General features: G+C 42.7%; 22 protein-coding genes and 3 pseudogenes. 6 read left to right on the top strand and 19 right to left on the bottom strand.

Features of this window, described 5'->3' with window-relative positions; translation table 11 throughout:
- Positions 1–58 precede the first annotated feature (58 nt).
- Positions 59–256: a hypothetical protein gene (locus tag OCV61_RS15900; protein ID WP_158422634.1), complete on the bottom strand. Its 198-nt coding sequence runs from the start codon at positions 254–256 to the stop codon at positions 59–61.
- Between the two features lie 223 nt (positions 257–479).
- A complete protein-coding gene (locus OCV61_RS15895) occupies positions 480–644 on the bottom strand; it encodes a nucleic acid-binding protein (protein ID WP_243254201.1) in 165 nt (54 codons plus the stop codon).
- 327 nt (positions 645–971) lie between these two features.
- On the opposite strand from OCV61_RS15895, the gene OCV61_RS15890 reads away from it, so the two are divergent.
- The 6 genes from OCV61_RS15890 to OCV61_RS15865 all read left to right on the top strand — a co-directional run bounded on the left by OCV61_RS15890 (position 972) and on the right by OCV61_RS15865 (position 6,142).
- Positions 972–1,349, top strand: a complete 378-nt coding sequence (locus OCV61_RS15890) for a GntR family transcriptional regulator (RefSeq protein ID WP_158422632.1) — start codon at positions 972–974, stop codon at positions 1,347–1,349.
- Complete coding sequence (locus OCV61_RS15885) at positions 1,350–2,213, top strand: ABC transporter ATP-binding protein (protein ID WP_158422631.1); 864 nt, start codon at positions 1,350–1,352, stop codon at positions 2,211–2,213. It abuts the gene before it with no gap.
- The gene (locus tag OCV61_RS15880; RefSeq protein WP_158422630.1) at positions 2,210–2,854 is read left to right on the top strand and encodes an ABC-2 transporter permease; all 645 of its coding nucleotides are present in this window, start codon (positions 2,210–2,212) and stop codon (positions 2,852–2,854) included. The genes OCV61_RS15885 and OCV61_RS15880 overlap by 4 nt, the downstream gene beginning before the upstream one ends.
- A 534-nt stretch (positions 2,855–3,388) precedes the next feature.
- Positions 3,389–3,781 carry a plasmid mobilization protein gene (locus tag OCV61_RS15875; protein WP_158422629.1) on the top strand — a complete coding sequence of 131 codons (393 nt, stop codon included), beginning with the start codon at positions 3,389–3,391 and terminating at the stop codon, positions 3,779–3,781.
- Positions 3,753–5,405, top strand: coding sequence for a relaxase/mobilization nuclease domain-containing protein (locus tag OCV61_RS15870; protein WP_158422628.1), 1,653 nt, complete (start codon positions 3,753–3,755; stop codon positions 5,403–5,405). The genes OCV61_RS15875 and OCV61_RS15870 overlap by 29 nt, the downstream gene beginning before the upstream one ends.
- Positions 5,406–5,518: 113 nt before the next feature.
- The gene (locus OCV61_RS15865) at positions 5,519–6,142 is read left to right on the top strand and encodes a type II toxin-antitoxin system PemK/MazF family toxin (RefSeq protein ID WP_144167508.1); all 624 of its coding nucleotides are present in this window, start codon (positions 5,519–5,521) and stop codon (positions 6,140–6,142) included.
- A gap of 230 nt (positions 6,143–6,372) precedes the next feature.
- On the opposite strand, the gene OCV61_RS15860 is transcribed toward OCV61_RS15865, so the two are convergent.
- From OCV61_RS15860 to OCV61_RS15780, 17 genes and pseudogenes are all read right to left on the bottom strand, one after another.
- Complete coding sequence (locus OCV61_RS15860) at positions 6,373–7,209, bottom strand: YodL domain-containing protein (RefSeq protein WP_144167505.1); 837 nt, start codon at positions 7,207–7,209, stop codon at positions 6,373–6,375.
- Positions 7,200–7,439 (bottom strand): transposon-transfer assisting family protein, encoded by a 240-nt coding sequence (locus OCV61_RS15855; RefSeq protein ID WP_144167501.1) that lies wholly within the window; start codon positions 7,437–7,439, stop codon positions 7,200–7,202. The genes OCV61_RS15860 and OCV61_RS15855 overlap by 10 nt, the downstream gene beginning before the upstream one ends.
- Positions 7,436–11,131, bottom strand: coding sequence for a DUF3849 domain-containing protein (locus OCV61_RS15850; RefSeq protein WP_243132395.1), 3,696 nt, complete (start codon positions 11,129–11,131; stop codon positions 7,436–7,438). Before OCV61_RS15850 ends, OCV61_RS15855 begins: the two co-directional genes overlap by 4 nt.
- Positions 11,132–11,207: 76 nt before the next feature.
- Positions 11,208–12,302 (bottom strand): annotated as a pseudogene (locus tag OCV61_RS15845) (DNA methylase); the annotation flags it as partial.
- Entirely contained in the window at positions 12,295–14,151 is a 1,857-nt protein-coding gene (locus OCV61_RS15840) for a recombinase family protein (RefSeq protein WP_118615070.1), read from the bottom strand. The pseudogene OCV61_RS15845 and the gene OCV61_RS15840, both read right to left, overlap by 8 nt.
- A gap of 54 nt (positions 14,152–14,205) precedes the next feature.
- Complete coding sequence (locus tag OCV61_RS15835) at positions 14,206–14,397, bottom strand: hypothetical protein (RefSeq protein ID WP_001820669.1); 192 nt, start codon at positions 14,395–14,397, stop codon at positions 14,206–14,208.
- 71 nt (positions 14,398–14,468) lie between these two features.
- Positions 14,469–14,699, bottom strand: a complete 231-nt coding sequence (locus OCV61_RS15830; RefSeq protein ID WP_000659122.1) for a YdbC family protein — start codon at positions 14,697–14,699, stop codon at positions 14,469–14,471.
- 45 nt (positions 14,700–14,744) lie between these two features.
- On the bottom strand, positions 14,745–15,599 hold the full coding sequence (locus OCV61_RS15825; protein ID WP_158422627.1) for a ParB/RepB/Spo0J family partition protein: 855 nt from the start codon (positions 15,597–15,599) through the stop codon (positions 14,745–14,747).
- Positions 15,600–15,607: 8 nt separating this feature from the next.
- Positions 15,608–16,573, bottom strand: a complete 966-nt coding sequence (gene mobV / locus OCV61_RS15820; protein ID WP_158422626.1) for a MobV family relaxase — start codon at positions 16,571–16,573, stop codon at positions 15,608–15,610.
- A 515-nt stretch (positions 16,574–17,088) separates the two neighbouring features.
- Positions 17,089–18,120, bottom strand: coding sequence for an AAA family ATPase (locus OCV61_RS15815; RefSeq protein WP_138308414.1), 1,032 nt, complete (start codon positions 18,118–18,120; stop codon positions 17,089–17,091).
- A gap of 153 nt (positions 18,121–18,273) precedes the next feature.
- Positions 18,274–18,747 carry an RNA polymerase sigma factor gene (locus tag OCV61_RS15810; protein WP_138308416.1) on the bottom strand — a complete coding sequence of 158 codons (474 nt, stop codon included), beginning with the start codon at positions 18,745–18,747 and terminating at the stop codon, positions 18,274–18,276.
- Between the two features lie 76 nt (positions 18,748–18,823).
- Entirely contained in the window at positions 18,824–19,255 is a 432-nt protein-coding gene (locus tag OCV61_RS15805) for an RNA polymerase sigma factor (protein ID WP_138308418.1), read from the bottom strand.
- 94 nt (positions 19,256–19,349) lie between these two features.
- The gene (locus OCV61_RS15800; RefSeq protein WP_347563828.1) at positions 19,350–19,859 is read right to left on the bottom strand and encodes a sigma-70 family RNA polymerase sigma factor; all 510 of its coding nucleotides are present in this window, start codon (positions 19,857–19,859) and stop codon (positions 19,350–19,352) included.
- A gap of 489 nt (positions 19,860–20,348) precedes the next feature.
- Positions 20,349–20,519: a cysteine-rich KTR domain-containing protein gene (locus tag OCV61_RS15795; protein ID WP_226896997.1), complete on the bottom strand. Its 171-nt coding sequence runs from the start codon at positions 20,517–20,519 to the stop codon at positions 20,349–20,351.
- A gap of 54 nt (positions 20,520–20,573) precedes the next feature.
- Positions 20,574–22,493: a tetracycline resistance ribosomal protection protein Tet(O) gene (gene tet(O), locus OCV61_RS15790; RefSeq protein ID WP_008399617.1), complete on the bottom strand. Its 1,920-nt coding sequence runs from the start codon at positions 22,491–22,493 to the stop codon at positions 20,574–20,576.
- 366 nt (positions 22,494–22,859) lie between these two features.
- Positions 22,860–23,233: pseudogene (locus OCV61_RS15785) on the bottom strand (TnpV protein).
- Positions 23,214–23,975, bottom strand: a pseudogene (locus tag OCV61_RS15780) (DNA methylase); the annotation flags it as partial. The pseudogenes OCV61_RS15780 and OCV61_RS15785, both read right to left, overlap by 20 nt.
- Between the last annotated feature and the right edge of the window lie 63 nt (positions 23,976–24,038).

The raw sequence follows: 24,038 nt of genomic DNA, 5'->3' as shown, positions 1-24,038 counted from the left end.
GAATAAACGCAGTGTCAGAATACTATTCAATAGTCAACAGTATTTATCGTTTTAAAACTTAGCACCATTTAGCCAATGCGGCTGCTGCTACTGTAGCTCCAGCAGACGCAGCTGGTGTAATTGCTGGTGTAAATGCAGGAATTGCTGCTGCACTATAAGCTTCATCAATTTCAAAATGATTCTCATCTAACTTAACTTCCGGTTTAATATATTTTTTTGAATTATATTTTTTTGAATTATATTTTTCTTCAGTCATAAAATTACCCTCCTGGTTCTTTCTTTTTATTCCGACACTGCATCTTCTGACCTGATTTAATATATCAGGATTTTATTATGATAAACTATTGGATATTTGTCATCACTATTATGTGCACCCTCAATTTCACCAAAAACGAAAGTTTACCATAGAATTCTGAATGCTCATATTAATAGTGATTAAAAGCAAATACCAACCTCGTTTTTAGTCACTCTATTGTGTTTTATTTCCTTAACAAGTTAATGTTTTTGATAAAAAAGGAAATTTCTCCACATTCTGGACAAACAGCAATCTGAGGTTTTTCTATTTTTTTACCAAATATCCCTTTTCGACTAACGCTTATCCCGTAACTCTGCATATCAACTTTTATTTCCAACTCTTCATTCATTTCCGTATTACACCTTACACACTTACGCATTTTGCCACCTCATTCCTATTTATTATTGACATACAATTACTTTGATGCTGGTATTACTATAATCTATTATCTCCTTTCTTTTTTCTTCGTGTAAAAAAACCGCTTCATAGTGTAACTTTTCCTTTTTACTATTTTTGTACTTCATTTTTTCTCAATGCTTTTACATTACCGATAAAATGCCAACTAAATCATGAATTTTAAAATTTCTATTTTCCATTGACAAGAGTTCCAGACATCGCTATACTGTTATTATTCATACATAACACAGCAATACAGTACAGAACGGTGGTGATTCATTTGGAAATAATAGTAAGCAATAAATCCAACCGCCCTCTTTATGAACAGATTGCTATCCAAATAAAAACAGCTATTATGAATGGGGAATTAAAAGAAGGCGACGCAATACCTTCTGTACGTTCCTTAGCAAAATCATTACATATTAGTGTTTTAACTGTTCAAAAAGCTTATGCAACATTACAAGATGACGGTTTTATTGAAACTACTGCTGGAAAAGGATGTTATGTATCTGTTCAAAGTCAGGATTTTTACCTTGAAGAACAACAAAAAAAAATTGAGGATTTTTTTCTCAAGGCAGTAGAAATTGCTCATATCAATGATATATCTTTTGAGAAATTAGTTGATTTGCTCGCACTTTTATATAAGGAGGACGAATAAATGGGAGATAATATTTTAGAAATCAAGAATTTATCGAAAAATTTCAAGGATTTTAGCCTAAACAACTTGAATCTTATAATCCCTCGAGGTGTAATAATGGGATTAATCGGAGAAAACGGAGCTGGAAAATCCACAACCATTAATTGTATTCTTAATGAAATCGGAAAAAGCACTGGCGAAATTTATATTTTTGGAAAAGATCACATCGTAGCTGAGACTAAAATAAAAGACAAAATTGGTGTTGTATTTGATGAAAATCATTTCCCAGATATTTTTACGCCAAAAGAAGTGGGCAAATGCATGTCCGGAATTTTTTCTAATTGGGAATGGTCTACATATAACAATTACTTAAAACAATTTGAATTACCTGAAAACAAAAATATAAAAGATTTTTCTAAAGGTATGAAAGTAAAATTAGCTTTTTCCGTTGCCCTTTCCCACAGAGCTGAATTTTTAATTCTGGATGAAGCTACTAGTGGTCTTGATCCAATTATACGTGATGATATCCTTGATATTTTGATTGATTTTGTTCAAAATGAAAATCACTCTGTATTAGTATCATCTCACATAACAAGTGATTTAGAAAAAATTGCAGACTATATTACTTTTCTCCACAAAGGGAAAATAGTTTTTAGCTACCTGAAAGATGATCTTATAGATAATTACGGTATCATTAGTTGTGGAGCATCTACATTTGATATATTTGACCAAGCTGAAATTGTTGCCTACCGTAAAGAAGATTACCAATATAAAATTCTCGTTAAAGACAGAAAAAGCATTGCACAAAAATACTCAAACGCAATTATCGAACCTGCAACCATTGAAGAAATTATGCTATTTTATGTAAAGGGGGAATTACAATGAAGGGCTTACTGACTAAAGATTTTTTAACGTTAAAGAAAAAATATGGTATTGTAAGAGTAATTATAGATCTTGCCATTATAATTACTCTCATGATTGTTCTTGAAAGTGCAGCTCCCATTTATATATGTTTCCTTCTTCTTCCTCTTGAAATTACTTCTATGATAATTTCGTTGACCACTTGTGATGAAGAATGGAGATGGGATAAATTTGCAATATCTTTACCAATTACTAAAACATCCATTGTAAAAAGCAGATATCTCTTATCGGGGATTTTGTCTTTTATCGGTTTAATAATATCTATTTTGGTAAATACAATATCTTATTTTTGTTTTCCCAAATACAAATATGGATTTTATCTTTTTATAGCTTTTGCTTCATTTGCTGTTATACTCTTATTTTTAGCCTTTATATTACCATCAACCTATTCTTTAGGAGTCAATGCAGGATTTGCCATTATGATAGTATTACTAGCAATACTCTTAGTATTAGGATTTTGGTCCAAATTAACTAATAATTCGATTATGTGGTTTGTAGTTGACAACTTTGAGTTTTGTACTTTTATTGGTTTTCTTTCTTCCATAGCAATATACATATTGTCATATATTCTTTCAATAAATTTCTTCAAGAAAAAGCATATTTAATTTTAGAGGAAATCAGATAACACAATTTATATCGGTGCTGTCACATCAATGATTAAAAAATTATAGATGTGTCCAGCACCTTTCTGTTTCCCCATTTTTCAAAAAAAGAACGCACTTTAGAAAACACATTTTATCCCAAAAGATTCTCCCTTAAAATTTGATTTTAACCTCTTAAAATCAGGCAGTTTGTTTTAGTTGGAATAAATGCTATCCAGTTCTTTCAATCTGGATTTTCTGATATATTTTATTGATGTTATATCCAATTAACACCAGGATACTCTGTGCGGCGATGTTTGCCTTTCCACGGTACAGACAGTGTCTCCTCTTTGATGTTTGCAAAGTTGCCTCTACCATTAGAGCAAGATTCGCCCAAGTAACTCAAAACCCACTTTGTGTTTTTTCGCTACTGGGCAATCTTGATGGGGATTCCGCTTCCCCATTCCCTCGGTTTCTTACACAGCAAGCTGTGTTTTTCGGCTTCTATATAGAATATAGTCGCAGCGTGATGGTTCCCATCACGAGAAAGGATAAAACATGGCAAGACCAAAAAAGCAAAAGGAACTGAAACGAAACCATCACATCATGCTCCGTCTCAACGATACGGAATATGATATTGTCACAGAAAATGCCCAAACAGCAAATCTGTCTGTGGCGGAATATGCACGTAAACAAGTGATGAACCAGCGTATTACAATGAAATATGAGGTAGTGGCTGATGTGCCGGAACTGAAAAAACTGATTTCTGAATTTGGAAAGATAGGCAGTAACCTGAACCAGATTGCAAAATATTTTAATCAGGGTGGAATCCATTCACAGGAAATGAGGGCAGCAATTAACCAGTGTATTACTGAACTTTATGAAATGAAATATAAAGTGACCAAAATGGCGGGGAATTTTCATGGCGATACTGAAACACATAGCGAGTAAAAATGCCGATTATGGAGAAGCTCAGCGGTATTTAATTTTTCAATATGATGAATCCACAAAGAAACCGCTGCTTGATGAGAACGGACACCTGCAACCTCGTGAAGAATATTATCTGGACGGAATCAACTGTAATCCCTTTACCTTTGATACGGAATGCATCGAACTAAATGCAGCTTACCATAAAAACCAAAATTATAATGAAATTAAATCGCACCATTATATTCTCAGCTTTGATCCGAATGACAAGGATGAGCATGGATTAACAGGAGAACGTGCCCAACAGTTAGGTCTGGAATATGCAAAAAAGAATTTTCCCGGACATCAGGCTCTCGTCTGCACACATACAGATGGACACAATGGAAGTGGCAATATTCATGTACATATTGTAATCAACAGCCTGCGGAAATTTGATGTAGAACGTCAGGACTTTATGGAACATCCTTGTGATTCCCTTGCAGGAAACAAACATCATTTGACAAAAAAATATCTGATTCATCTCAAGCAGGAAGTGATGAATATGTGCCGCCGGGAAAATCTGAATCAAGTGGATTTGCTGACTCCTGCCGAAAGGAAAATCACAGAAAAAGAATATTGGGCAAATCGCAGAGGGCAGGAAAAACTTGATAAGCAAAATCAACGTATGATTGCCGATGGCGTCACTCCCCGTAATACTAAATTCCAGACACAGAAACAATTTTTACGGAACTCCATTGATAGTGCCGTTTCATCAGCGCATACTCTGGAAGAATTTCAAAAGATTCTTTCTGAAAAGTATGGGATACTTATAAAAGAAAGCAGAGGACGATTCAGTTATCTCCATCCGGAACGTACTAAACCGATTACCGGAAGAAATCTGGGAACCCATTATGAAAAGAATTATCTTCTGCAGGCAATAGAAAATAATGTAAAATGTCACGATAAAGAGGTTGTAACTCCCGTTCCGAAAGCAGCCATGCCTGCACCGGAAATGTATGCTGCTCAAAATAGTTCCATTCCACATGAAACTGCGTTTGCCATTCTTTTTATAAAATCAGATTTACATTTGGTTACGGATTTGCAAAACTGTGTAAAAGCTCAGCAGAATGCCGCCTACGCCAGAAAAGTAAAACTGTCCAATCTGAAAGAAATGGCAAAAACGGTATCCTATGTTCAGGAACATGGTTACGATTCTCTTGATGATCTGGAAACTTCCTTTTCATCTGTAAAAGAGCATACAGACACTTTCCGAAAAAATCTAAAATCAACGGAAAGAGACTTGCGGGAAATCAACGAACAGATTCACTACACAGGACAGTACCTTGCAAATAAAACTGTCTATACTAAATTTTGTAAGAGTAAAAACAAGGGGGCTTTCCGTAAAGAGCATTCCGCTGAAATTGCACTTTATGAAACTGCCCGGAAATTCCTGAAGGAGAAATCCGGCAATGGAAAACTCCCTTCTATGAAATTGCTGAAAGAAAAGAAAGAAGAATTGTTAAAACAGAAAAAGTCAGCCCAAGAGCAGTATCAATATTATCGAGATTATCAAAAAGAATTGAATACGGTTCGTTCTAATATAAATTCTATTCTAGGAAAAGAATATCCTCACCAAAAAACTCATACAAAAGAACAGACTCTCACGTAATATTGGAATTATACAATGCTTTCAGATACCTTGTTTCAAATGAGTTGCTCTTGATAATTCAGGTATAATATGGTATGTTGATTGAAAGAAATATGAGAAAAGGATAGAATTACATGAATATTGATCTGAATAAAGTACAAAGATTTTTAGACTGGCTCAAAACACAGCTCTATTTAGATACGTTGGTTGTAAACGCAAGCAGACGAGTTGTAAAACGTGGACAAGTATATCGTTGCAATTTCGGTATGGGGATCGGAAGTGAAATGCAAAAAGAACGACCTGCTGTTATTGTACAAAATAGCATCGGAAATTTAAAATCTGGGAATACTATCGTGATTCCCATTACACATGATACAAGCACTTTACCTTGTGTTGCTGTCATTACCACACAATATGAAGCAGATGGTACAACTACCAAACTGGACGGACAGGCAAATGCCTCAAATATCATGTGTGTAAGTAAATCCCGTTTGGGTACATATATCTGTGATTTACCTGCCAGTGATATGAAGAAAGTTGACGAAGCTCTTGCAAAAACAATGGGGCTGATTGGTTACTATGCAGACTTAAATAAAAAGCTTTCTGATAAACTTACATATATTTCCAAAATTAAAGCAGAACGAAATACTGCACAAGATACATTAAAAGAAATTTATTCTGTTTTGGGTCTTGAAGAAACAGGCGATACAACCGAATTACTGGATTATTTAAAAAACCATATTGACACAAAACAATAAATCATGTACTATATAAGTACAAAGAAATCCCTTTCCGGTGTGTTGGGGACATTACCAAATTTTCAAAGGAAAGGGACTCAGGGTGAGTTCCTTTTTGCTACATATTTTATTTTTAATTAACATATGATAAGAACACAAAGTAGCTTTGGATCGGATATCCAAAGTTTTACCGGAGAAGGGAATCCGTTGAACGGTTTTCCCTTCTCTGTTTTTATAAAACGTTACAACCTTTATTTCCGTCTGCGCTCCATATCTTCCGCCACTGCCATCTGCGGTACTTCCTTTCCGCTTCGTTTTGCAATCTCTGCCTGTTTTTGGTGCAGCTTTACCAATACCGATGTCCTGGTCTTTTTCGGAGGCATATTGTTCCGTCTGCCGTCAATCATATTGTAGTTTTGTTCTTCACTGATTTCCGAACTGCGGAGATATTCCCCATTTTCCATATACTTCTGCCAGTTTTCAAGCGGCGGCTTTTCCTCTGGCTTCTGCACAGGCTTTGGCGGGTGCAGATACTCTCTGATCTGCTGCTTTGCGTTCTCATCAAAGCCGTTCCGGTTATCCTCCGCCACAATTTTCCCTTCTGCATCCAGTATCACATAGGCAGCATTCCTGCCGTATTCCATATGTTCCATAAGAAAAAATTCCCTGCCGTCTATAATCAGGGTGTCCAGCACCAGCCAGCTTCCTGCTTTGCCTTCAATATGAAAATTCGTAGTTTCAAAGGTAAGCAGCGCCCCGGATGAGCCAATGCGGATAAAACCTGCAATGACGGTAAAACCTTCTTTTTCTACATAGTAAGCGGTAATCTCGCCCTCTCGGTTCAAAACCAGCACATCACTGACACTGAGGGAATGACCGTCGAAGCTTTTCGGTATTTTCTTTTGCAGGCGTTCTCTTATGTTTTCGGGAGTATCCTGCCGCTGCATTTTGCCAAGATACACCTCCCTGTAATATTCGTACCGCACCTGAATCCCGCTTTGCTGCAGTTTTTCATAAGACCGGAAACGCATCTGTCTCGTCTCCGGCCCGTTTTTTAACTGATATACCGCAAACTGGTTTATATCCATTCCTTATCCTCCAAAAGTTCTGTCAAATACGGGGTTAAATCCATTTTGGAAAATTCCTCCTCTGTCAGATGTTCCATCTTCTCCAATGTCCCCTTTACAAGAGCAGTCATCTCTGTATCATGCTTCAAAAACGGAAGTATCTTTTTCATCTCTTCCTTCGTCTGTTCGCAAGTATCCTCCTGACAAATCGCCATAAGAAGGCATTCATCCTGTTCAAATTTTTTCATCATAATTCCGGTTCTCCTTTTCTGCGTCCCTGTGTTTTCTGTTCTGTCTGTCCTGTCTCCTGCGCTTTCAGCTTCGCCTGCCGTTCCCTGAGCGCCTGTAAGACAGACTGTTTCTTCCCTTTACCCTTGGCTGTCTGTATGTCCGCTTTCGGTGCTTTTTCAGCCGTTTTCTCCAGCTCCAAAGGCTTTTCTTTTTCCGGTTCCGTCAGTTCCTTCTCTTTCCATTTATCTAAAATTTTCTCCATATCCACGATAGCCTGCTGTACCAGCGGACTGTCCCGGTAATGCGGGATTTCATTAATAAATTCCGTCTGCATTTTTCCCGCCGTCATCAGTTCATATGTCCCGTCATAGATACTGCCGTCCTCCAGACGGAAACCAATCCCTTTGATCCCGTTCATCCGGTCTGCCGGGATGGTCTGGTACAGTTCTGCCGCTTCCTGAAGGCTCAAATCTTCATGATATTCTCCAAGAATGTGAAACTCTGTACACTCTGCCACATAAAAGCTGATTTTGGGTTCCGGTTCTTTTCCATCAGAAGCAGATAAGGAATGTCTCGCTTCTTCTATCTCTTCCTGTGCCGCTTTTTCTGTTTTCTCCTGCAGTTCTTCACAGTCTATACGTGTACAGTCCTCCAGCGCATAACCCTCTTCTGCAAGAAGATCCCCCGCAGCTTCCTCGATTGTCATATCATCGCTGTCCTCATAAATGCCGCCGTCTATCTCCCGGTAATCCATACCATAAAATGTATAATCATAACCGCCTTCTGTATCCTGGATAAACAAAAATCGGTCTTCCGCCTGATATGCAAGTTCTGTCTCCTGACCAGAAAGATTCCATATATCATTTTGTCCCATTTCCTGTTCATGGTTCATCTCCTGCCCTGCTTTACGGAACAAATTTACAAATCCATCCAATACTGCCGGATGGCTGTTTACAATATAATCTGCATTCAAGTCTGTTCCCCTGCTGACATTCTCCGGTATTTGAATCGTTTCTGCCCATGCTTTATTGTCTCTGGAATATCTGCCGTCATAAGAATGCTTCTGTATCGTGTTTGCAAGCACAAAGGAAATTCTCTCTGCACCATATGCCTCCAATACCTTTTCTGCAGTTTCCTGTGCAAGATGCATCCCATCAAAATTTTCCTTAATTGCTTCTTCAATGGCATTTTTACAGTCTAAATTCAGCTTTCTGGAATCCAGATAATCATCCGCAGCGCCATGTTCCATCGCATAGGATAATGTGTGAGGATAAACGGGCGGATAATTTTTCTCCAAAGATGTACCCTGTTCGCTCTCCGGGTGTTCCGGTTCCCACGTCATCCCTTTTTCCGCAAGATACTCCTGAATTGCTTCCATTGCACCCTTATCAAAACCATTCTCCAATTCCTGCGCCACCAGTTCGCCGTCTGCATTGACAATGACAGCCGCAACCGAATCACCATATTCATTGTTTTTCATAAGATAAAATATCTCATCCTTGATTTCCCGTACATCAGCGGTATGCCAAAGACCGTCATGCTGCTCAATCTCAATTCCGGAAGTATCCAGTGTTACAGCGGAATCTTCTCTTTTATGGTTCATTTTTACTTCATGCTGACGCTGCAGGATAAAGTCCGGTAATTCTGCAAATCCCATACTGTCCACATAATATGCCTTTGCACTGCCCCCGTTTGTCAAAACAACTACATCACTGACAGAAAGTGAATGTCCCTCATATCCTGCCGGATGGTTGATATTAAACCGTTCATACAGTCCCTCTAGAGTTTCTCCTTCTGACAGCTTTCCTCCATAGACCAGACGGTAATCTTCTGCATTTATTTTTAAATTATGGGCAGTCACAAAATCCATTCCCATAAAACGGTAATCTCTTCCTTTTTCAGAATCACCAAGCTGATAAATGGCATACCGCTCTTCCTTACCGGACAGATATAGATTTTCATTTGCCCGTCCGATGGCATTTTCCATTTTTTCCTGTTCTATGTTCAGGTCTATGGCATTCATTTTTTCCTGATACTCCGCAAGTGTCACCATCTCGCCTGTGAAATTCAGTTCATCTCCAAGCCGGAAATATCCCTGTTCTGGGAGGGAAAGCGGAACTGCTGTGAGAATGGTTGCGGCATGATTGACCATTACCTGTTTTTCTATGGTAAGCGGATAACCGGGATCATAATCTGCCCCTCGTAGTTCATAGCGGTGCAATCCCTCCGGGACAGCTTCCCCGGCTACACGTTCATTTATAAAAAGTGCCGGGACATCAAACAATTCTACTTCCTGATACTTTTGTTCCTTTTCCGGCATTCCGCTTTCTTCTCTGACTGCTTCCCTCCTGTGGTACTTCTCCCACACTGCCTTTTCTATCCCGAAAAGACCGTCATGCGTATCAAGTTCTCCTTCATCATCCAGCATTGCCTCCGTATCATCCGGATACAGGGCGAATATCTCAAAACCTTCCTGAAACAATTCATGTGCCCTCTCCCTTTCAACCGGAAGCATTCCCTCATTCTGATAGCCATAACGATGCAGTTCCGTCATTCCCACCATGCCATCAGGGAGAAACTCGATTTCTTTTTGTATATCCCGGCAGATTTCTGTGGCGGAACGAAGATCTGGAATCGCCTTTGCCTCCGCCAGTTTTCGGATAAGTTTCTCCGTTTCCTCTGCATTGTCAAACTTATACGCATAATTGACCAGCAGATTTCTCTCTTCGCCGCTAAAAAGTGTCCGTTCCTGTTCTACCCTGTCTATCAGTATTTCTGCCTGCTTCATGGCAGACAGTGACAGTTCCGGTTGTTCCCGCATAAGCCGCTGTATCACTTCTGTCATGCTGTCAATAAAAGAACCTGCCGTTTTCCGTATCGTATCCATCGAGGTACGCAGCTCTTTCATATCCATGCTGCTGCTCCATCCGGCAATGTAAGGAAAAGAATAATCCGAAGTATCCAAACCAAAATACTGGCAGACTGTATAGGCAACACTTTCCGCTTCTACTTCCTTTGTCATCTGGTTCTTTTTCTCTCCCTGTTCTTCCATAAAATCCCGGTCATGCAGCATCGCATGGGTAACCTCATGGATGCCTGTTTTCATTGTCTGACTCTCGCTCATACCGTTTTGGATAACAATTTCTTTCTCCGTATTACTGTAATATCCCTTTGCCCCACTGCTGATTTCATCGAAACGTACAGGCACAGGAGACACTTCCTGCACCGCTTTCATAAAAACTTTAAAGTTTTCGACACTCCCCATCAGTTCCGGCGTCTCCAGTTCCGGAAGCGGCTCTCCATCCGTCTGTGAGATGTCAAAGACACTGGCCACACGAAACCGTGGAATCACAATTTCCACCTCTTCTGTTTCCGGCTGTCCGTCAAACCGCAGCACAGGTTCCTGTGTTTCCGGATCAATCTTTTCCACTTCCTGCTTCTCCCGGATAGGTGCAGGTGCGATAATCTGGATTGCCTTCTCCCCTCGCCGCACCTGCCGCTTGAACTTCTTCTGCCATGCCTGATACCCGGCTACCAGTGTGGCGTCTGGTTTCTGCATGGCAATCAAAAGTGTATTGTTAAAACTATAATTATGGAATTGGGACATGGTTCGGAGATATTCTGTATACATTTCTGATGTAAACAGTTCTTTCACTCCCTGTTCCAGCTGTTCTGTGATTTCTTTCATCTGCAGTTCCCTTTTTTCTGCCATAAATCTCCTTTCCAAAAATCCCGTCTCCGATTTGATTTTTCGGGACGGGATTCTCTGCTCTTTATTTTGATTTTCTTTATAACTGTTGTTCTTTTTTCTTTGCGGTATGTTTCCAATTCTTCGCCTCATGGGAAAGCCGTTCTTGTGCCTGCTTCAGCTTTCCAAGCACTGACGGTTTCTGTACACTGTCTGCGGTATGGGAAAGCTCTGATACCCTCCCTGCCATCGTGACTGCACATCTCGGACTATCTGCCACCGCCGCTATATCTTCCCCCATGCCAAGTGCTTCGGATGTTCCTTTTTCATCCATGTTCAGCAGGGAATTTAATTCTGCCAGACGTTCCATTTTTTCTGTCAGTTCCGCCTCTTTCGGAAATGGCTTTTCCACCTCCTCCTGTGCTGTGGCAAGCTGACTTAACAGATTCTCCATTTTCTGTTCTGCTTCTGTCAGACGTTTTTCTATCCCGGTCAGGGCATTACTAATACGCTGCAGGTTGCCCAGAACATCCTTTCCAATCTCAATCTGATAACTGCACTGCCGTTTTATTGTCAGTTTATAGGTCTGGTAAAAGCTGTCATAAGATGCATTTAAGGAAAAGCCATGAAATTCCCCAATCTGCCCATTGCTTTTTACTGCTTTTAACCCGGCACAGGCAGCAAGGATTGCGGTTCCTGCCTCCTTCCTGTCTGTGTACGTCTTTCCTCCAATCATCATTGAAAAATTGTCTTTTTCCTTCTCTTCCAGAATCGGCTTTACTGCCTCCCTGTCCGCCCGAAGCCCTGCAATCTGCTCTTTTTGTGCGGCAATCTGTACCGGATAATTTTTAGCAATGTCTGTCTCCAGACGGTATTTCTGGCTGGTATGGTTCGCTTTCATCAGTTTTAATTTACTGACCTGAATATCCAAATCCATTTTTTCACGGATATACGGATTTCCTGTTGCAAGTGCCTTAATTTCCGCATAAGAAAGCGCCGCATCATCCACATCCTCACAGGCACGCACAGGGGATTTGCTTGTCATGATCTGGCTGATAAATTTCTGCTTGTTCTCCAAAATCTGCCACATATAAGCATCAAATGTATTTTCCGTAACATAACGGAATATCTTTACCTTCTCATTCTGGTTACCCTGACGAAGGATACGTCCCTCCTGCTGTTCCAGATCAGTCGGTCATTTTTTGCGGACAGTTCATACATGCTATCCTTTTCTGTTCTCTGCTCCTGCGTTTGCTCTCGTTTGATTTCTCCCTCCGTATCTTCTTGGCACAAGCAGGACAATACCTTGATGCACCAGAGCCCGGGACATATTCAACGCCGCACACCGTACAATTTTTAGCGGGCATTGCTGCCCACCGTTTTGTAGGTATGATATGTAATTCATCGACAAAGCCGATGAATTTATAGTAAATCTTGATTTCCTGCTTCACTGTTCCGTCTGCCATCTTCTCACGCTCCGAAACAAGTATCTTGTCTATGAGTGCGTTTATAACTGTTGCATCCAGTTCTTTTAAGCCTTGATAATTTCGGATAAGGGCGAGGAAGTCACGGATTCTCCGTGATTTCTCGTAGCTTTCATTAAGAGTTTCCGTCACCTCTTTCAGCCTTGCTTCAATTTCAAGCTGCTCTTTCTGGTATTTCCCCGACATCATCTCAAAATTCCGCTCGGTAATACGCTCCATGACCTTATCCTCGTAGAGAGAGGAAAACAGCCTGTCCAGTTCCGCAAGGCGTTTGTTCAGCTTCTTACGTTCTTTCTCTAATGCTTTCGCCCTGCTCTGGTCTGTTTCCGTGAGCCGCTTTTCTATGGCCCTGACCGCCTTTTCATCATTCACTGCCATATCCGCAAAACAGTTGATGTCGGCAAGAACGGCATTGAATAAATCCCTTGCTTCTATATTGTGGGCACTACACTCGCTTCTTCCGTTTCTTGCATAATTATTACATGAATACTGTACACAGTCGATAATCTCTGGGCGTTTCCTCCTGTGTACGTTCATTGCCCGCAGAGCACATCCGCAGTCCACACACTTGATAACGCCTGCAAAAATATTTACAAATCCTCCCTTGTTCTGTGGAAGCCTACGACTTGTAATAAGCTGTTGGACAATATCAAATTCCTCCTGCGTGACTATTCCCTCATGGGTATTGGGTATCACTTCCCATTCTTCGGGCAGCTTAGAGGGGCGTTTCTTGCTTTTCATATTGGCGGCAATCCGTTTGTAGCCTACAAGATTTCCCGCATATATCGGGCTTCTTAAAATGCTCCTCACGCTGTTCCCACTCCAAATATAGCGTTTGTCCTCGTTCCCCTCAAAATGACGTTCAAAGCCTGTTTCGCCACGCTCCGCCGCATAAGCGGCAGGGCGTAGGATATGCTGTTTATTAAGATGTCTGCAAATTTTGGCAACTCCATTCCCTTTTAATGCAAGGTCGAATATCTCTTTTACAACATGTGCCACTTTATCATCTATCAGCAGATGGTTGTGGTCGGCAGGGTCTTTGATATAGCCATAAGGGGCGGTAGTTCCCATGAATTTCCCCTGTTGAAACCTCGCCCGATATGCCGATTTTATCTTAACAGATATGTCAGCGGCATACATTTCGTTTAAAATGTTGCGGAAAGGCGTGATGTCCATAGCAGATTTATTCAAGGTATCTACGCCGTCATTGACCGCTATATACCTCACGTTATGCTCTGGGAAGAAAACTTCCAGATATAACCCACAATCAAGATAGTTTCTCCCCAGACGGGATAAATCTTTCGTAATCACGCAGTTTATCAGACCGCTTTCAATGTCTTTTATCATATTCTGGAAACTTGGTCTTTGGAAATTTGTACCAGAATAACCATCGTCCACATACGTTTTTGCTATGTGCCATCCCTGCTTTTTCACATAATCCGTGAGGATGGATTTCTGTGTCGCAATGCTCGCACTCTCGTTATCCGTACCATCGTCTTTAGATAAGCGGCAATAAATGCCGACTAAATAGATTTTCTTTTCTTCTTTGATTCCTGCCATACTGTAAAACCTCCGTATCTGTCCTATCTGTTTTCATGTCCCATTGCGTACATTCTAAGCGGACAGCCCCTCATTGTCGAAGGTGTCGCCCTCGGCAATCTTCTTCCGAATATCCTCGGAGATAATCGGGACAAACGCTTCTGTAACGGTCTGTGTGCCGACATATTCACGGCTGATTATCATCTGCACTGGTGCTTTTGGCACGATACGCTTTCTCTTTTTATCTGCTTTCTTATCCTCGCCCATACTTAAATCTTCCTTTCCAGACAGGGCAGGGAAGAGTTTGGAAATGTCCCCGCCCTGCCAATCAGATACCATTAATCCTCGCTGTTTAATTCTTTCTGTAATGCTTTAAGGAGTGCCGCCGCTTCATCAGCGTTCAGCGTGATTCCCTTGCCGCACTTTTCACGGTTCGGGGAAAAGCTGCGGATGTCATACTTCGGCTCTTTCCCATTCCATGAAATGAGATTGATTTCCTTTGTGTAACCACTGTCGCCCGTAGACAATACTGCGATTTCCTTTACGATTTCATACTGGATTTCTTTCATTCTCTCTACCTCAACTCTCTGTATTTACTTCCCGAAAAAAGAAGATTAGCGGCTGTCCCTGCCCCGTTTCCTCTGCAACTCACGCTCCAAAAGTTTGATGATGGTTTCCTCCATCTGCTTCGGCGTTGTGTTCTTCGGAAAGTATTTTTTCAGCTTGCTTGTGTTGATTTTCAAGGTTTCTTTCTGATTTCCCTTTTCCTCCGTCATAATCGCAAATATCATATCCATGTCAAGCCGCCCACTCTGGCTTAGGCTTTTCATCCGCTGTGCCTGTGAGAGTGAGGGCGTTGCTTCTTCGCTCTCCATCGTGGCAAAGAGGTTTTCCTGCTCGTCTTTCTTCAAGAAGGACAGTTCCACCGCAGGCGTGAGGGCGATTTTCCCCTCGTCCACCATCTGCAAAATCGGCGGTATCAGTTCCGTCAGGCGGATAAAACGCTGCACGGTCATCCTGCCCACGCCGAAGCCCTGTGCCACCTTGTCATCCGTCCGCAACTTCGTCACAACTTGTGACGAGGTTAAATCTGTGCGGAACCCCTGCCGCTTCATGGCTTCGGATTTCATCTTGTAGGCAAACGCCCGCTCGCTCGGCAGGATATTTTCACGCTGCAAATTGCTGTCTACAAGGGTAATGATGGCTCGGTCACGGTCTAGGGACAGGACAAAAGCGGGGATTGTGTTTATCCCTGCAAGTTCAGACGCACGGACACGCCGCTGTCCTGCAATCACTTCATAACCGTCCCCGTCCTCTTTCGGGCGTGTGATTATCGGCGTGACAATGCCAAATTCCTTGATGCTTTCCGCTAACTCTGACAGCGTTTCATCCTCTGCCACATGAAACGGATTGTCGGGGAACGGGTACAAGTCTTTGGTCTTTAACACCTTAAAATCCTGTTTCTTCATTCACATATCTACCTTTCTTTCGCTCTGCTTCTATGATTTTTCTGCAATTCTTCCAACACTTCTGGCGGTATTTTTGACAGCAACCGCCTCATCTGCTCGTTGGTTCTCTGCAATTCAAATATCTTCTGATTCGCTTTCTGCACCTTTAATTCCTGCTCGTACTTTTCATCACGCATACGCCCCGCATAGTCTGATTCCTGCCCGATTCTCTCTTTCAAACTGTCGATATACGCCTGCTGTTTCCCGATTTCCTTAGAGAATTTTTCCACGTCTGGCAGCCATGCGGAGAGTAACTCTAACGCTTTATCCCTTTTCTTCCCTGCGTTAAAGGCGTTGATGTCGGAGAGGGCAGACACGATTTCCCCATACTGTTTATCAAGCCTGCCGCCCAACTTATAGAGCCATGTGGGGACGTGTTTCCGCTTCGTTTCCATTGAGGACTGCCCCCGTTCAAGCTGATTCCACCGTGAGGACATCCGCTCATGGTAGGCGGTCTGCCACTCGGATAACGATTTCTGGTTGCCTAAAATAGACTTCGCTGATAGCTTGTTGTCTGGCGTAATCGGCACAAAACAGAGGTGCATATGCGGCGTTCTCTCGTCCATGTGGACGACTGCGGAGAGGATATTTTTCTCCCCGACACGTTCCGAAATAAACTCCAGAGCCATCGTAAAATACGCTTTCTGTTCTTCGGGCGGTAACTGATTCATAAATTCTGGTGAAGCCGTAATAAGCGTTTCCACCATCATCACGCTGTCTTTCCTCGTCCTGCACCCTGCTTCGGCTACCATGCGGTTAATCTCTTTCTTGTAGGTGTAACGTGGCGGTTTTACAAGGTGGTAGTTATTTTTCGAGCGTTCCATATCTATATCTGGATTGCTTTTATAGGCTTCTTTCTTCCGCTCGTTGTGGCGTTCGCAAGCCGCAACGCCGCCCGCTTTGCGTTTCTGGAAACGCAGGATTGCATAGGGCATGATTCATCATCTTCCTTTCTTCGGCGGGTAACTGCCCTTTGGGTGACAGCGGTGACGGCGGTGACAGCAGTTTTGGGATACCCCCTGCCGACTGCCGTAACTGTCACCCTTATCCCCTGCATGACGGCCATGTCGATGATGACGGTGTTTTTGGGATACCCCCTCGCAAGAGCCGTCACCGTCATGCCGCCATTCTTTTATCCGAAGCCGCAAGGCGCAGGATAGCAGGGCGCAGCCCTGCCTTAAGGGAGTCCAGAGGGAACGTCTGGCACACGACTTTGCAGGGCAAAGTGTAGTGTGTTACACCCTGTAAACGCAGTCGGAAAAATCGGAGAGATTTTTCTGACCGCAGGGGTGGTTTTACACGCCCGAAAAGGACGGGTAAATCCCACGCCTGCACTTTGCGTTTACGGGGTGTTCTCCCGTAGGGATGACAGCGGCGGGGTATCCTAAAATCACTGTCACCGCCGTCACCGCTGTCACCCGCAGGGCAGAGCCGCCAGCTTTACATGGCTTTAACCGTCAATGACAGTAACAAGGGGTATCCCAATATCGCCGTCACCACCGTCACCGCTGTCACCCGCCCTCCTTGCAAGGGCAATCTGCCTGCCGTGTTTTTTGCGGCTGTACTGATAGGCGATATGGTTCTCATTTAAAAATGTGGTGCGGTATTCATTCAGCCATTTCGTAATCACCGTGGGTATGGTTTCCGTTTCCCCCATAGCGGCTAACAGCTCCGTTGCCGTGCCTGCCCATTCTTCCTTATCCCTCATAAAATCCACCAACCGAAAAAGGACGTCTGGTATCGTTTCTTTCGCAAGCTGCTCCTGCGTTTTCCTCTCCACAAGTTCCCAACTGCAATCACGGAAACGCAGCGTGTATTCCTGATAAGGCGTGTCCCTGCCTGTCACATACAGCTTGGCGGTGTCAGACGCACGTTTCTCCTTTTCCAGAACAAAGGTAGCGTCTGCACTCCCCGTTAAGCCTGTCGTGCCAGACACCTTGTTGAACACGTCGCTGTCGTTCTGCTTTCGGATGTGGTGTACGACAATGACCGCCAGAGAGTGCCTGTCGGCAAAGTCTTTGATTAGGGAGATGTCCCCATAGTCGCTTGCATAGGCATTGTCTTTGGATGCGGTTCGGACTTTTTGCAAGGTATCAATCACAATGAGCCTGCTGTCTGGATGGTCTTTCAGATAATCTTCCAACTGCACGATAAGACCGTCTGACAGCTTGCAGCTTGCCACGGCAAAGTGGAGCCGCCCGCTTGCTTCGTCCGTCAATCGGAACAGCCTGTCCTGTATGCGGCAGAACGTGTCCTCAAGGCAGAGGTAAAGCACGTCGCCCTCCATTGTCGTCATGTCCCATAAGGGGATTCCCTGCGACACGCATAAGCATAGCTTCAGCATAAGCCAGCTCTTGCCTATCTTCTGTGAGCCGCAGAACAGCGACAATCCTGTGGGGATAAGGCTGTCCACCACAAAGGACGGCTTCTCAAGCGGCTCATAAAGGAGCGTTTCGGCGTTGACTGTCTGTAACTTCTGCATGGGTTTCCTCCTTTCGAGCGGTGTTTTTGTTTTCGTTGCACATAGGCGTTGACCTCCTTAAAAATAGATTTACTCCCACGAAAAAAGTGAGAGTATGTAATGCCGCCAATCCTACGCAAATAAAAAACAGATTTCCTTTTCGGACGGTGTCGGTCACGGTTGGAGATACTTCTTCATTTCCGCCTTTACTTTCTCCTTTGCAATCGCAACAGATTTCTGTATTGCCGAAGCGGTGCAATGCTCCATAGCGGCGATTTGGTAAAAATTGAACTCATACTCGTAATAGAGCAGGAAACGCCGCCTTTGTATCTCTGGCAGGCTCCCAACCGCCTTACAGAGCGTTTCATTCCGTTCTTCCTCAACCATGTGTTCATCAAGGCTCTTAGGCACACGCAACGCCCGTCTGTAAAGGGTTTCGTCCCATACCTCGTTAAACTCCCTGTGCCGCTCGTCCCATTGGAGAAGACTCCTGTTCCTGCGTTCCATCTGCCGAAACTCCATAAAGAACTGTTCCGACACTTCCAACTCGTGGGATTTGCCCTGCCCGTCCTTAAAGCTGATAAAATACCTTGTGCCGCTTTCCGTAGATTCCTCCCGAAGCGTGTATGCCTTAACTCTGTATACCATCCTGTTGTCCTCCTGCCAAAAATGAGTGAGGGGATTTCCATCCCTCACCCAGTAGCCCACAGGACGGCAGGCTGTTTTAGACGCTATAAAATTTTCGCAGCTTCTTCCTCAGATGGTCTAACCTCGCATAGATGGCGCCAGTCGTCAAATGCACGAGCGGGGCAATCTCCTTTGTGGAATACCCCTGCATTTTCAGCAGGACGATTTTCAAGGTACGCCCGTCCACCGTGACTAATACTTGATAGAGATTTTCGCTCTCAATCTCGTCCAGTAACTCCGCAACCGTACCCACTTCCGCCTGCCGCTCCCTGTCTGCCATATCCTCAAGGTATTCCGCAACGTCATTCGTCCATCGGTAAAACCGCCTGTTGGAATTGAAGTCTGCCCTGTCCGCTATTCGTATCTGCTCAATAGTCGCTTCATCAACGCCGCACTCACGCAGCAGCTTTTCCTCCGCTTCTTTCCAGATACGCCATTTCCTGTCCTCCCGTCCGTGGTTGTATGCCATTCTTACTTCCTCCAATCAGAATTGATTGAGAGGGCAGAGAAAAGCCCCCTCATCTTCCCAAAGGAAAAAACAAGGGGGCTGAACGCCTTAAATTTTAATTTTCTATTATCTTTCTTAGTTTTATTAGGATTCTGGCTTTGCGTTTGTTTACAACGCTCTGGGTTATGCCCAACCTCGCCCCGACTTCACGCTCGGAAAGTCCGTCAAAAAAGATTGCCTGTATCAGCTCCTGTTCACTATCCGACAGCAAAGGCAGGGCGGCTTTCAGCCTGTCCACTATGACCGCATTGACAACGGTTTCTGCAATGTCCACCGCTTCATCAGTGATAAAGTCCAGAGAATTACCCTCGCTGTCTGTAAATCCGTCGAGAGATAGCAGTCTATTCTTTGTATCTAATTTTTGCAGATAACGCCACCGTTCCTTGTCACGGTAGAAGTCTGTGTATTGCTCCCTCACGACTTCAAGCAGACATCCTTGAATGGGGATAAACAGCTTGTCCATATAGGTCTGGTCGGCGTTCCTGCGGCTGCAAAACTCCGTGTAGGACAGTTCCACATAACTGCCGCTTTCTTTGATATATACTTTTTTTGGTGCGTATTTCACCGCTAATACCTCCATCTGAATTTTTGAAATGTAAAAAATCCAGATGGAGAGGCGGAGAACGACACCGCATATCAGAAACAGCCCTGCGGCATATTCCAACAAAAAATGACAAAAGAAAAACCGCAAAGGCTCTGTGACCTTTACGGTTATAGGAAATGCTAATTCTGTTGTATGGAGATTGTACTTCTACTTTCAAGGCAGGAAGTACTGTTGCATAGACAAAGATTTTTTTAACTGGTTTCCTGCCATTCTCTGATGTGTTATGTATTGATAAATTTTACTTCGTATGAGCAGATAGATAACCGCCCGAAAAAAGGACATAAAAAAATCCCTCCAAATTTAAAAACAAATTCAGAGGGTAAATTAGGGTATAACAAAATAACCCACCCGAATATCGTTTTTTTTATTTGGTGAGTTTGTTCTTTCAAATACGAAACAAAAAGAGCCGATGATTCGTGAATTGTTCCACAATTTCATCGGCTCTGCGTCTTAAGCGTCTGGCTCTTTGATGACAGTTATCTTCAAGTTGTCAACTTTAATCAATCTTTCTTGTCTGCATTTTGGACAATAAAGGGGATAATTCTTCAAAACAGTGTCCTTCCTAATTTTATTACGGGTTTTGCTCCCACAAACAGGACATAATATCCATTCGCATTTCATCATAATTAGCTTCTAATCCTTTCAAATCTCATTTTATACGACTTATGCAAGCTGTTAGGCTAACTTGTGGAACATATGCCGAACCTTATCTATACGGCTATTCGGGCGGCGGGGTTGGCAAATAAGTTTACCAGTAGCTGGCTGGTATCCTTTTAACTCTGTCAAGCAGACTCCCTGCCCATTTGTGAAATAAGTTAAATCGTTCCTGTATTCTTGAATACATCTAGCAGGGATTTCTCCTTTCAGAATGACCTCGTCATTCTTTATCTGAGTACTTACAATATCTGCACAATACCTTGGAGCATCATGATACGCCCGTGAGAGATATTCCTGCGGTGCATAAATTTCAAAGTGGAGATATGGCTCTAATAGTTCTGTCCCTGCTTTTTTTAAAGCCTGCTCCAATACGATAGGGGAAAGCAGCCGAAAGTCTGCGGGGGTACTTACAGGACTATAATACAATCCATATTCAAAACAGATTTTACAGTCTGTCACTTTCCATCCATACAGCCCCTGCTCGCAGCCATAAAGAACCCCCTCCATAACCGCATTTTGGAACGATTGGTTTAAATATCCAAGTGAAACTCTGCTTTCATACTGCACTCCACTTCCAATAGGGAGCGGCTCTATGGACAACCCGACAGAAGCCCAGAAAGGATTTGGCGGGACTTCTATGTGGATGGTATATTCTGCTTTTCTAAGCGGTCTTTCCATATATATAACAGTAGGCTCTTTTATTTCTGCCTCCACATGATATTTTTCCTCAAGGATGGCACAAATGACTTCCATCTGCACTTTCCCCAAAAAAGAAAGTATAATCTCATGCGTTGTAGTATCCACATAATATTTTAAAAGAGGGTCGCCATCTGAAATTTCTGTAAGTGCCCCAAGCAATATTTCCCGCTGTTCAGATTTCTTTGCTGCAATCGTTGTTTGGAGCATAGGGAGAGGATTTTCAATAAATGTTCTCTGCGGCAACAGCATTTCGTTCCCCAAAATACTGTTTAGCTGCAAAACATCATTTGGTAAAATTACAATATCACCAGAGCAGGCTGTATCGGATGAACATAATTCACCGTTTGTCGGAACACACATCTCTGTGATTTTTATTTTCTCTTTTTCAGATATTTTAATAACATCCCTCAAATGCAATGTTCCGCTATATATACGCACATAAACAAAACGCCGCCTTTTCTCTGAATATTCAATCTTAAAAACCTGCCCGCATAGTTCAGATTGACCTTCAGGCGTTGATGAATAAAACTTACTGGCAATCACTTCTATAAGCTGCCGAATCCCCAGATTGTTTTTAGCGCTTCCGTGATAAACGGGAAATAACGTTCCGTTTTGGAATCTCCTGTTTTCTTCCTGTTCCAGTTCTGACATTTTAAACGGTTTCCCTGACATATATTTCTCTAATAGTTCATCGTTTCCCATAATTACCGCATCCCACTGTTCCATATCGTCATTGTCCGTTACATTTATATGAGGATGCTGCCCAACCTTTTGCTTCACTATAATTTCCGAAGAAAGCTTTGCTTTCATTTCTTGATATACCATTGGCAAATCAATCCCCTCTTGGTCAATTTTATTGATGAAAAAAATTGTCGGAATCTTCATTGTCTGTAGTGCATGAAACAGTATACGGGTCTGTGCCTGTATGCCATCCTTTGCAGAAACTAATAATACTGCTCCGTCTAATACGGATAAAGAACGGTATACTTCCGCCAAAAAATCCATATGGCCTGGCGTATCTATAATGTTGACTTTTACATCCTCCCACTGAAAAGATGTCACTGCTGTCTGGATAGTGATTCCCCTTTGACGCTCCAAATTCATTGTATCTGTCCTTGTTGTGCCTTTATCTACGCTCCCTGGTTCTGCAATTGCACCACTGGTATACAATAAACTCTCCGTTAATGTTGTCTTTCCTGCGTCAACGTGAGCCAGAATGCCTAAGTTAATTATTTTCATGTGATTTTCCTCCTATCAACACCCAAAAAAGGGCATAAAAATACCCAGTGATAAATACTCCTATCACTGGGTAAATAACTCCAATAGCCCCAAAACACTTATATGTTTTCGGGCATATAAAATTACATGATAAAAGTATTCTTAAACTGGGTACAAAAAACTAAGCCCCATATTAAAAGTGAAACGGGACTGCTACTTTTTGTTCCCACTATCAAATTGACAGTTTATTTAAGAATACCTTGCCGCATATTTATTAACTCCTTGTATAATACTGAATCTAATTATATTCCTTAACCCTTTATTTGTCAAGCTGACAAACTAAAGCAGAAAAAGCGGCAGGATTTCCCCCGGCCACTAATCATCTGTTTATGCAAAAATAATTTCCTTTTCCACAATCTCCCTCGCACAAGCCCTTATGTTATTGAGGCATCCTGTCCATTCTAAGGCGTTTTCTGCCTTTAGCTGTTCCGTTATGCCCTGTGCCTGTTTCATACCTCTATGAGCCTTTCAAAGCGTTCCTGTGCCTGTCTGTTGATGTCGGCAAGGTAGGCGTTTAGCCTGCCGCTTGTAAGAAGATTGGTGTATGTAACTTTACGGTACTGTTTTAGATAATCTAAATGCCGTTGCCCCCAGATGCCTATTGCCTGTTCTTCTTCGGCGGGTACAGTTAAGCACGGTATCAAATAATCCCCTTGCCTTTCGTATTTGCCGTCCAGTTCCTCAAATAATGATTTTGCCATTGTCTGTTACCTCCACATTCTTTTTTATTTTGAATGTCCGCAAAATCCGTCCTACATCCGAAGGTTTCCAGGGGCAGTCTAAATGATGCAGGGCAATAAGCCTGTCCTGTATATTCGTCCCTGCTCCTAATTTCGGCGTGGAACCAAGCAGGATACGCACCTGTCCGGCACGTACCTTTGCAAACAATTCCGCTTTTTTTGCTTCTGTGCCCGCTTCATGGATAAATGCAATTTCCTCCCTCGGTATTCCTTTTTCCACCAGTTTTTCACGAATGTCATCATATACATTGAATGTCCCGTCATTCTTCGGCGTGGACAAATCGCAAAAGATAAGCTGCGTTGATTTCTTTTCTGCCGTTTCTTCCCATATGTCATATGCATTTTTTGCGCAACGGTTTACCTTGCTGTCCGCTTCATCCGGCAGCATGTCGTTTAACAGCCGCTGGTCTAACGCACACTTTCTTCCATCATTGGTAATTTTCAGCATGTTATCCACTGTTGGCTCTACCAAACCGCTTCTAACCGCCTCTGCCCTGTCGGCAAATGCACTGACCATATCCTGCTGTATCTCGCTGGGTTTTAGCACCTCATTGATATATTCCGCTTCTGGTACAGGCAGATTCAGCATATCCGCAGTCTGGATATCTGCACTTTCTTTAAAAAGAGAAATCAATTCCGGAAGATTAAAAAACCGGGCAAACCGTGTTTTCGCACGATAGCCCGTCCCTTCGGGAACGAGTTTGTCAAGATGATTTTTGTAAGTTTTCTAAATTCAAATATTTATCCGCTGAAAAATCTCCTAACA

The sequence above is a fragment of the Blautia ammoniilytica genome, assembly GCF_025566965.1.
GTDB lineage: Bacteria > Bacillota > Clostridia > Lachnospirales > Lachnospiraceae > Blautia_A > Blautia_A ammoniilytica.
Note: the sequence above shows the minus strand (reverse complement) of the source record. Positions and strands in the feature narration are given on the sequence as shown.

Coding starts and splice junctions, on each gene's coding strand:
- OCV61_RS15835 (WP_001820669.1), bottom strand. CDS start 14,397: ATGGGCGAGGATAAGAAAGCAGATAAAAAGAGAAAGCGTATCGTGCCA.
- OCV61_RS15885 (WP_158422631.1), top strand. CDS start 1,350: ATGGGAGATAATATTTTAGAAATCAAGAATTTATCGAAAAATTTCAAG.
- OCV61_RS15810 (WP_138308416.1), bottom strand. CDS start 18,747: ATGGTATACAGAGTTAAGGCATACACGCTTCGGGAGGAATCTACGGAA.
- OCV61_RS15865 (WP_144167508.1), top strand. CDS start 5,519: ATGAATATTGATCTGAATAAAGTACAAAGATTTTTAGACTGGCTCAAA.
- OCV61_RS15805 (WP_138308418.1), bottom strand. CDS start 19,255: ATGGCATACAACCACGGACGGGAGGACAGGAAATGGCGTATCTGGAAA.
- OCV61_RS15850 (WP_243132395.1), bottom strand. CDS start 11,131: ATGGCAGAAAAAAGGGAACTGCAGATGAAAGAAATCACAGAACAGCTG.
- OCV61_RS15860 (WP_144167505.1), bottom strand. CDS start 7,209: ATGGATATAAACCAGTTTGCGGTATATCAGTTAAAAAACGGGCCGGAG.
- mobV (WP_158422626.1), bottom strand. CDS start 16,573: ATGCCCTATGCAATCCTGCGTTTCCAGAAACGCAAAGCGGGCGGCGTT.
- OCV61_RS15795 (WP_226896997.1), bottom strand. CDS start 20,519: ATGAAATGCGAATGGATATTATGTCCTGTTTGTGGGAGCAAAACCCGT.
- OCV61_RS15895 (WP_243254201.1), bottom strand. CDS start 644: ATGAATGAAGAGTTGGAAATAAAAGTTGATATGCAGAGTTACGGGATA.
- OCV61_RS15870 (WP_158422628.1), top strand. CDS start 3,753: ATGGCGATACTGAAACACATAGCGAGTAAAAATGCCGATTATGGAGAA.
- OCV61_RS15880 (WP_158422630.1), top strand. CDS start 2,210: ATGAAGGGCTTACTGACTAAAGATTTTTTAACGTTAAAGAAAAAATAT.
- OCV61_RS15830 (WP_000659122.1), bottom strand. CDS start 14,699: ATGAAAGAAATCCAGTATGAAATCGTAAAGGAAATCGCAGTATTGTCT.
- OCV61_RS15840 (WP_118615070.1), bottom strand. CDS start 14,151: ATGGCAGGAATCAAAGAAGAAAAGAAAATCTATTTAGTCGGCATTTAT.
- OCV61_RS15825 (WP_158422627.1), bottom strand. CDS start 15,599: ATGAAGAAACAGGATTTTAAGGTGTTAAAGACCAAAGACTTGTACCCG.
- OCV61_RS15875 (WP_158422629.1), top strand. CDS start 3,389: ATGGCAAGACCAAAAAAGCAAAAGGAACTGAAACGAAACCATCACATC.
- OCV61_RS15855 (WP_144167501.1), bottom strand. CDS start 7,439: ATGATGAAAAAATTTGAACAGGATGAATGCCTTCTTATGGCGATTTGT.
- OCV61_RS15900 (WP_158422634.1), bottom strand. CDS start 256: ATGACTGAAGAAAAATATAATTCAAAAAAATATAATTCAAAAAAATAT.
- OCV61_RS15815 (WP_138308414.1), bottom strand. CDS start 18,120: ATGCAGAAGTTACAGACAGTCAACGCCGAAACGCTCCTTTATGAGCCG.